This is a genomic window from Clostridium sp. (assembly GCF_036569345.1).
Classification (GTDB): domain Bacteria; phylum Bacillota; class Clostridia; order Clostridiales; family Clostridiaceae; genus Clostridium_AD.
Genome location: NZ_DATCQT010000165.1, coordinates 1 through 8,129 on the forward strand (window position 1 = coordinate 1; position 8,129 = coordinate 8,129).

General features: G+C 31.7%; 11 protein-coding genes. All 11 read right to left on the minus strand.

Annotation, left to right across the window (positions count from 1 at the left end; translation table 11 throughout):
- Positions 1–183: 183 nt before the first annotated feature.
- The 11 genes from mgsA to VIM70_RS16660 all read right to left on the minus strand — a co-directional run bounded on the left by mgsA (position 184) and on the right by VIM70_RS16660 (position 7,793).
- A complete protein-coding gene (gene mgsA / locus VIM70_RS16610) occupies positions 184–555 on the minus strand; it encodes a methylglyoxal synthase (RefSeq protein WP_331946893.1) in 372 nt (123 codons plus the stop codon).
- Positions 556–608: 53 nt separating this feature from the next.
- The gene (gene rodA, locus VIM70_RS16615; protein ID WP_414648724.1) at positions 609–1,718 is read right to left on the minus strand and encodes a rod shape-determining protein RodA; all 1,110 of its coding nucleotides are present in this window, start codon (positions 1,716–1,718) and stop codon (positions 609–611) included.
- Positions 1,719–1,839: 121 nt separating this feature from the next.
- Positions 1,840–2,103: a cell division topological specificity factor MinE gene (minE, locus tag VIM70_RS16620; protein ID WP_331946895.1), complete on the minus strand. Its 264-nt coding sequence runs from the start codon at positions 2,101–2,103 to the stop codon at positions 1,840–1,842.
- A 12-nt stretch (positions 2,104–2,115) separates the two neighbouring features.
- Positions 2,116–2,919 carry a septum site-determining protein MinD gene (gene minD, locus VIM70_RS16625; RefSeq protein WP_331946896.1) on the minus strand — a complete coding sequence of 268 codons (804 nt, stop codon included), beginning with the start codon at positions 2,917–2,919 and terminating at the stop codon, positions 2,116–2,118.
- A 16-nt stretch (positions 2,920–2,935) separates the two neighbouring features.
- Positions 2,936–3,568, minus strand: coding sequence for a septum site-determining protein MinC (minC, locus tag VIM70_RS16630; protein ID WP_331946897.1), 633 nt, complete (start codon positions 3,566–3,568; stop codon positions 2,936–2,938).
- Positions 3,569–3,871: 303 nt separating this feature from the next.
- The gene (mreD, locus tag VIM70_RS16635; RefSeq protein ID WP_331946898.1) at positions 3,872–4,363 is read right to left on the minus strand and encodes a rod shape-determining protein MreD; all 492 of its coding nucleotides are present in this window, start codon (positions 4,361–4,363) and stop codon (positions 3,872–3,874) included.
- Between the two features lie 10 nt (positions 4,364–4,373).
- Positions 4,374–5,219: a rod shape-determining protein MreC gene (gene mreC, locus VIM70_RS16640; RefSeq protein ID WP_331946899.1), complete on the minus strand. Its 846-nt coding sequence runs from the start codon at positions 5,217–5,219 to the stop codon at positions 4,374–4,376.
- 1 nt (position 5,220) lies between these two features.
- Complete coding sequence (locus VIM70_RS16645) at positions 5,221–6,228, minus strand: rod shape-determining protein (RefSeq protein ID WP_331946900.1); 1,008 nt, start codon at positions 6,226–6,228, stop codon at positions 5,221–5,223.
- Between the two features lie 20 nt (positions 6,229–6,248).
- Entirely contained in the window at positions 6,249–6,935 is a 687-nt protein-coding gene (radC, locus tag VIM70_RS16650; protein WP_331946901.1) for a RadC family protein, read from the minus strand.
- An 11-nt stretch (positions 6,936–6,946) separates the two neighbouring features.
- Positions 6,947–7,522, minus strand: a complete 576-nt coding sequence (locus VIM70_RS16655) for a Maf-like protein (RefSeq protein ID WP_331946902.1) — start codon at positions 7,520–7,522, stop codon at positions 6,947–6,949.
- A 10-nt stretch (positions 7,523–7,532) separates the two neighbouring features.
- The gene (locus tag VIM70_RS16660) at positions 7,533–7,793 is read right to left on the minus strand and encodes a DUF4321 domain-containing protein (protein WP_331946903.1); all 261 of its coding nucleotides are present in this window, start codon (positions 7,791–7,793) and stop codon (positions 7,533–7,535) included.
- Positions 7,794–8,129: the final 336 nt, after the last annotated feature.

The following is an 8,129-nucleotide window of genomic DNA, read 5'->3' on the forward strand; positions in this document are numbered from 1 at the left end:
GTTCCACATTTCCCCTGCTGCTTCCTTCAGACCCTACCGTTACCAGTAGCGCCCTTGCTCTCAGGTTGTCTTCCCGTTGGTTAGGTGACATAGGCTTCTTTCAGCCTATCGGCTCAGCGAACATGCTGGACGTACAAAAAACAAGCACTACAATACGTAGTGCTTGTCAAAATGTGTTTTTATTTATTCACGGTTTAGTAAACTTCTCATCAAAACTTCCGCTGTACCTAAATTTGTGGCAAGTGGAACACAATGAACATCGCATAATCTAAGGAGTGCTGAAATATCAGGCTCATGAGGTTGAGGAGTTAGTGGATCTCTTAAAAAAATTATCATATCCATTTCACCTTGTGCAAGTTTCGCACCTATTTGCTGGTCGCCTCCAAGAGGTCCTGATAAAAATCTAGTAACAGAAAGTCCCACTTCTTCAATTAATAATTTTCCGGTTGTTCCTGTTGCATATAAATCATGTTTCACCAAAACATCCTTATAACGTTTTGCAAAGTCAATCATATCATCCTTTTTTTTATCATGGGCAACTAGTGCTATTCTCATATTTTTCCCCCTATGTAATATAAGATAGTGTAAACACCATCTTTCTAAATATTTTAAAAGTTTATTTTTTTTCTTCTCATTCCTACATTAAGCACAAGTCCAAGTGCCATAAAACTTGTTAAAAGTGAGCTTCCACCATAACTCATAAATGGGAGAGTAATTCCGGTAATAGGCATAAGCCCCATTGTCATACCGATATTTTGCATTATTGAAAACAATAAATTTGAAATAAATCCTACACATATTACAGTTCCGAAAACATCCTTAGACCCCTTTGCAATTTTTATTAATTTATATATAAGAATACCATATAATAATATTAATATTAATGCACCAATAAGTCCCCATTCTTCTCCTAAAACAGAAAAAATAAAATCCGTATGATTTTCTGGAACTGAATTAAATTGCACTCCTTTTTCAAAACCACGACCAAATATTCCACCCGAACCTATAGCAAGTTTTGATTGAATAAGTTGAAGTCCAGAACCTTGTTGATTTAGCTCAGGATGTAAAAAAGACGTGAGTCTTGCTTTCCAATAAGGTTTCATAATTGGCGAATTCCATACACCTACAACTAATAATACAATTGAAGTTATTCCTCCAATTATCACTTTAGAATCAAGTCCTATACAATAAAATATACCTAAAACAATAAAAAAACTAACCATAGTCATTCCCATATCTGGTTGAATAATAATTAAAAGCATTGGCACTGCTGCATAAAACATTAAATGGAACAAATTTTTAGGATTATTAATTTTCCCTTCCATTTCATCCAACTTCTTAGCGAGCATTATTATCATTCCAATTTTAGCAAATTCCGATGGTTGCAGCCCAGCGCCACCAATTCTTATCCAAGAAGTCGCACCATTGGCAGTAGATCCAAAAATATCATTAATTACTAGCAATATAATACCTGCCCAATATATTATCACGGCGTAATTTTCTATTAACATATAATCAAAAACTAAAAGAACATACACTGCAATAAGACTTAATATCAACCACACAATTTGCATTTTAGCGTAGTAATTTCCGTAATCCTTGTTAGTAGCACTATAAATATTTATACCTCCAAAAATTACAATACAAATTGCCAATATAATCACACTATAATCCAATTCTCTTAAAAGTTTTTTATTGATTTTTAGGTTTTGTAAAATCTTCATGGTTTAACATACCTCCATCTGCGTGCTGCTTCGCAGCTCGTACCAAATATGATTATATCATATTAAAAAGAAAAAGCTATGCATAAGTTATTAATTATACGTAGCTTTTGGAAACCTATCTCTTTATTTTTTTAATTGGTATATTTGCTATTAATGCTGGTGAATTTCCTTCGTATTCTTCTGTTGTTGTTAATCTAACTTCAATTTCCCCAGGTTCTATTTCAGCATATTTTGAAATCACCTTTAGTATGTCAGCCTTGATCAATTCAAGAAAATCTGGTGATAAGTCTGCTCTATCATGTATTAAAATTAGCTTTAATCTGTCACTTGCAATATTTTTGGAGAAAATTTTATTAGAAAACATTTTAAATAAATTCATTAATGTCCCCCCCTATAATCCTTTAAATATTCTTTTTAAAGAAGCAAAAAATCCTGTTTCACTTGATGATCCGTCTAGTGAAGCATAAGGGACTTCCTCTCCCATTATTCTTCTTGCAATGTTTTTAAAAGCTATACCTGCTAGCGACTTATCATCTAAAACGATTGGTTCCCCTTTATTTGTAGAAATTGTAACCTTTCTATCATTTGGAACAACCCCTATTAATTTAATTGCCAAGCACTCTATAATATCATCTACTGATAACATGTCTCCATTTTTCGTCATCTCATAATCCATTCTATTTATTATAACCTCATGTCTATCAATACCTTTAGAATCTAATTTTCCTATAACCCTATCTGCATCTCTAACAGACGTGAGTTCTGGATTAACCACTATAATTGCTCTATCAGCTCCTACAATGGCATTTTCAAATCCTTGTTCAATACCAGCAGGGCAGTCTATAATAACGTAATCAAAGTCCTCTTTTAACTCATTTACCACCATTAGCATATCTTTTATATTAATGTCATTTTTATCTCTTGTTTGAGCTGTTGGCAACAAATACAAATTGTTAAATCTTTTATCTTTAATTAGTGCCTGCTTCAATCTGCATCTTTTTTCAATAACATCTACTAATGTAAACACTACTCTATTCTCAAGTCCCATTAAAACATCAAGGTTACGAAGTCCTGTGTCTCCATCAATAACTACTACCTTTTTGTCCATTGATGCAATAGCTGTTCCAATATTTGCTGTGGTAGTTGTTTTACCCACGCCACCTTTACCCGAAGTTATAACTATAGATTCTCCCATGCTTAATTTCCCTCCATTAAATATATTTATTAGCTAAATACGGTTCTACAATAATACTACCATTTTTAATTTTTGCCACCTCAGGATATTGAGGTTTGATTTCATCCTCTGGGGATCTTGTAACAAGGTTTCCAATCTGAAGTATTTGAGGTTCCAGCTTAACTGCAGCAATAATAGCTTTTTCATTACCATTAGTACCTGCATGCGCAAGGCCCCTTAATGTGCCAAGCACAATTATGTTTCCTCCTGCATATATTTCAGCTCCGGGATTCACATCACCAATTATAACTACATTCCCTGGATAATTTATACTTTGTCCACTTCTTATGGTTTTTCTTAAAAATTTGGTTTTTCCCTCATATATGCCAGTAAATACTTTCACTGTAGAATCTTCAATGTCTTGAAAAATGCAATCACTAATTAGAAACTCATCAAATAATATTTCCTTTAATTTTCTACTTTCTCGCTCATTTATGTATTTAAGTTCAGTAGTAATCTTAAGTGTGCTACCTTTGTAGAATTTTCTTCCTTGTGATAGCTTTTCAACTAAAGATTCTAACATATCATCAAAATCACTAAAATGATTCATATTTATAACTACATTCAATCCCTCTTTATTTCCCTTAATGATTATTTTATCTGTAATCATAATTTTAACCTCCTAGTTCTCATCTGGACTATAATTGATATTCAAATAAATAACACATCATATGAGATAAATATTTATTTCAATATTCCTAAAGCAATTATTAATTGTTTTGTTCCATAATTGAACTTAAGCTATTATTTCAACATAATATCAGTAAATTCCTGCTTAATTTCAATATTTTTTTTTATTTTCTCTATATTTTTTAATAATTAAAGAAACCCTAACAAACAAATTTGTCAGGGCTTATTTTAAATTCTAATTTTTATGTTCACAAGCCTTTAATAATCAACGTAACTTACTAAATCAAAACTTCCACTCTGTCTTCATATATTCTTTTCTAGAAAGTTTATATGTAAATTTATACATAAAAATAGAAACTACTAAATTATATATTCCATGATATAAAATTACCTCTATATATGTATATTGTTTTATCAAAAACAATAGAGAAAATACTATTAAACCTTTTACTAAACTTAACACAAAAGATGATATTATTGGCAAAAATGATTTTTCAATAAATATATTTTTACCAATATTAGCAGCTACTACACACATAAGCATATTGCTTATCATATTGATTCCAAGTCCATTACCAAAATATACATCCTGCAATGCACCAGTTAAAACCCCAATAATAACTGCGTCTTTTGGAGAACTAACAATTGAATAACACAGTGCAAAAGTAAATAATAAACTTGGATATACTTCTTTTATCTTAAGCAAAGGCATCAAGGTATTATCTAATATTAGAAATAGAATACATAAAAATACAACCGTTAATATTCTCTTCATTAGACAGCTCCTAATATTTTATTTCCCTAGTATCTTTTGGCACCACAATAAAAACCTCTTCAATCTTTGCAAAATCAACATATGGCTCTATTATAGCACTTTTCATTACTTCACCTTTGTCCTCATGCACACTTAACACACTTCCTATTCTAATTCCAGATGGATATATTTCACCTAGCCCTGATGTCACTATTACATCACCTTTTTTTACCTTTGAATCTATAGAAAGACGTTGTATTTGTGCAAGTAATTTATTATTCTCATCTTTATATCCTTTAACTATACCATTATTATCTGATGTGCTTTGGACAAGTGCTGCCACCGCAATATTTTCATTAGATAAACATTGAACTATCGCCCAGTTACTACCAACAGAAGTAACCTGACCTACGAGCCCCTCTCCAGTAATAGCTACCATTCTTTTTTTTATGCCTTTATTTTCACCTTCGCTTATAGTAAAACCATTTGAAAAACTATTTCCAACTATTCCAATTATGTCAGCCCCTACATAATTATATTGATCTCTTTGTTTTTCAAAATTAAGCATTTTTCTTAATCTTACATTTTCTTTTAATGAAGTATCATATTCTAAGGCTTTGCTTTGGAGATCGCTATTAGTTTTTAGAAGTTGTTCATTTTGCGCCTTAACCTTTGAAATATTTGTTATAAACTTAAAAGAGTTTTTAAGTTTATCAAATCCACCATAAAATACACCTTGCACTGAATTTATCGTTATTCCCACACCATTCTTAACGAAAGACATTTTTTCTTGATTAGCGCTATACCCTATTAAAGATAAAAAGGTAACTGACAATAGTATAATAACTATTGCCAGTTTATTCTTTGCAAATTTCATATTATCTTCTCTTACTCATAACGTCAATATTACCCAAAGCTTTACCTGCCCCTATAGCAACACAATCAAGTGGATTTTCAGCTATGTGTACTGGCATATGTGTTTCACGGTTTATAAGCGCATCTATTCCTTTAAGAAGCGCTCCACCTCCAGTTAACATAATTCCTTTCTCCATTATATCTGATGCAAGCTCTGGTGGGGTTTTCTCGAGAGTTGTTATTATTGCTTCAATTATTGATTGAACTGGTTCACTGAGTGCTTCTCTCACTTCTTTTTGTGTCACTTCTATAACTTTTGGTAATCCTGTTATTAAATCACGTCCAGTTATTTCCATACTCATTTCGTCATCTTCTTGTACAAACACTGAACCAAGCTCCATTTTGATATTTTCTGCAGTTCTCTCACCTATCATAAGACTGTACTGCTTCTTTACAAAAGCTATTATTGATTGATCAAACTCATCCCCTGCAACTCTTAGAGACTTGCATGTTACAATACCACCTAATGATATTATTGCAACCTCTGTAGTTCCGCCTCCAATGTCCACTATCATGCTTCCGGTTGGCTCATTTACAGGAAGTCCAGCTCCAATAGCTGCCGCCATTGGTTCTTCCATTAGATATGCATCTCTTGCACCTGCTCTTTTACTTGCTTCCTCTATTGCTCTTTTTTCAACCTCAGTTACTCCAGATGGAAATCCAACTACAATTCTTGGACTTGTGAAACCTTTTGGACAAACTTTACTTATAAAGTGTTTAAGCATTTTTTCAGTTATCTCAAAATCTGCAATTACACCATCCTTCATAGGGCGAATGGCAACAATGTTACCTGGAGTTCTACCTATCATCTGCTTAGCTTCTTCACCGACTGCTAAGACCTTATTAGTATTTATATTTATAGCTACAACAGAAGGTTCTCTTAGTACAATACCTTTCCCCTTCAAGTAAATTAAAGTATTTGCTGTTCCTAAATCTATTCCCATGTCACGAGATGTTCCAAATATTCCCATTATAATTTCTCCTTTCGTATCTAAAGAATTCCTTTTTCTTTTAAGCTCGTATAAGTTCCATTACCAATAATTATATGATCAAGCACTTCTATTCCTAATAATTTACCACATTCTTTAAGCCTTATAGTAATGCTTATATCTTCCTTGCTAGGAGTTGGATCTCCTGAGGGATGATTATGACAAATAACCACAGAAGCACTACATTTCTTAATAGCTTCGTAAAAAACTTCTCTTGGATGAACTATTGAAGAATTTAAATTTCCAATTGAAATGTCCTTTATGCTTATAATTACATTCTTTGTATTTAACATAACTAATTTAAGATATTCTTTTTTTAAATATCTCATTTCCTCCATAAGATACTGTGCAATATCTTTTGGTGAAGTGATTTTGTACTCTTCTCCAGATTTAAAGCTTCTAAATCTTTTTGAAATTTCTATAAGCGCTAAAAGTTGTGTTGCTTTCGCACTCCCAACGCCTTTCAAATTCATAAACTCCTCTGCACTTGAACTTAAGAGTCCATTTAGTCCACCACACTCAGAAATTATTCTGCCACAAAGGCTTATAATATTTTCTTGTTTTGAGCCAATTCTAAGTATTATAGCTAATAGTTCATCATTAGATAAAGTTTCTGCACCGTATCTTAATAACTTTTCTCTTGGTCTTTCATTTTGAGGCAAATCCATGATTTTTAAAGTCATACCCATAAACAACTCCTTTATAGATTGACCCCCATCTCCCTTAACATAAAATATAATTTATTTACTGGTAGCCCCACCACACTATAGTAGCAGCCCTTTATTTCTTTAACAAATAAAGATGCTGCTCCTTGTATCGCATAAGCTCCAGCCTTTCCAATTGGCTCTCCTGTTTCTATGTAATTGTTTATTTCTATCTTAGATATTTTTGAAAATTTCACCTGTGTACAAACATATTCAGTGGAAATTTCTTGAGTCTCAGTGTTTATTAATGCAATCCCTGTATATACCTCATGTGTACTATCACTTAAATCACTAAGCATTTGAAAAGCCTCATTAGTATTTTTAGGTTTACCTAGTACTTTGCCTTTAAGATAGACAATAGTATCACATCCTATAATAACAGCTACTTTATTTACACTACTGCAAATATCCATTGCCTTTCCTTTTGCTAAGGCCATAACGTAATCTCCACAATTTCCAGAAAATAATATGTCACTTTCTTCAAAATCACTTACCATTATCTCAAAATTACTAGTTATTTTTTTTAAAAGTTCAGCCCTACGTGGCGACGCAGAAGCTAGAATAATATCCACTATATCACTCCTAATACTTTCTATATAACATTATTGCCAAAACAATGCCAATAATAGACATAATATTAATATTAAAATTTATACCGAAAGTTACTGCGAGTACTTTGAAATCTATAAGCATAGGAGTACTCATACCTATTGTGTATGTACTTTTTAAAAATTTGAGTGCAATTATATTGTCTCCTAATAGTTCACCAATAAAACTTCCAGAAATAGCTCCTATCAGTATAAAAAAAATAAAATACGGATTTCTTCTTTCTGAACTTTTCAAATTGTACCCCCCACCTTACATATACATCTTATACATCTTATACATCTTATACATCTTAACATTTAATAAATTCATACACAAGTGTATAAAATTATAATTCAAAAAAAGTTAATAATTTAACACGATTGAATTTAAAAAATATATATTAGTAGTTTAGAACGAAAAAAAATAGAAATAGATAAAAAAATCTATTTCTCAGACTGTTGACAAACATAAAATGTAAAACACTCTAATAAATTGGAGTGTTTTTTTTGTAGGCAAAAAGGATTTTGGACCATCAATGTCGAATATATAGAGTATACAAACTTTGTAACTCGGAGGTCTTAATTATGATTA

Coding starts and splice junctions, on each gene's coding strand:
- mgsA (WP_331946893.1), bottom strand. CDS start 555: ATGAGAATAGCACTAGTTGCCCATGATAAAAAAAAGGATGATATGATT.
- minE (WP_331946895.1), bottom strand. CDS start 2,103: ATGAATTTATTTAAAATGTTTTCTAATAAAATTTTCTCCAAAAATATT.
- minD (WP_331946896.1), bottom strand. CDS start 2,919: ATGGGAGAATCTATAGTTATAACTTCGGGTAAAGGTGGCGTGGGTAAA.
- minC (WP_331946897.1), bottom strand. CDS start 3,568: ATGATTACAGATAAAATAATCATTAAGGGAAATAAAGAGGGATTGAAT.
- mreD (WP_331946898.1), bottom strand. CDS start 4,363: ATGAAGAGAATATTAACGGTTGTATTTTTATGTATTCTATTTCTAATA.
- mreC (WP_331946899.1), bottom strand. CDS start 5,219: ATGAAATTTGCAAAGAATAAACTGGCAATAGTTATTATACTATTGTCA.
- VIM70_RS16645 (WP_331946900.1), bottom strand. CDS start 6,228: ATGGGAATATTTGGAACATCTCGTGACATGGGAATAGATTTAGGAACA.
- radC (WP_331946901.1), bottom strand. CDS start 6,935: ATGGGTATGACTTTAAAAATCATGGATTTGCCTCAAAATGAAAGACCA.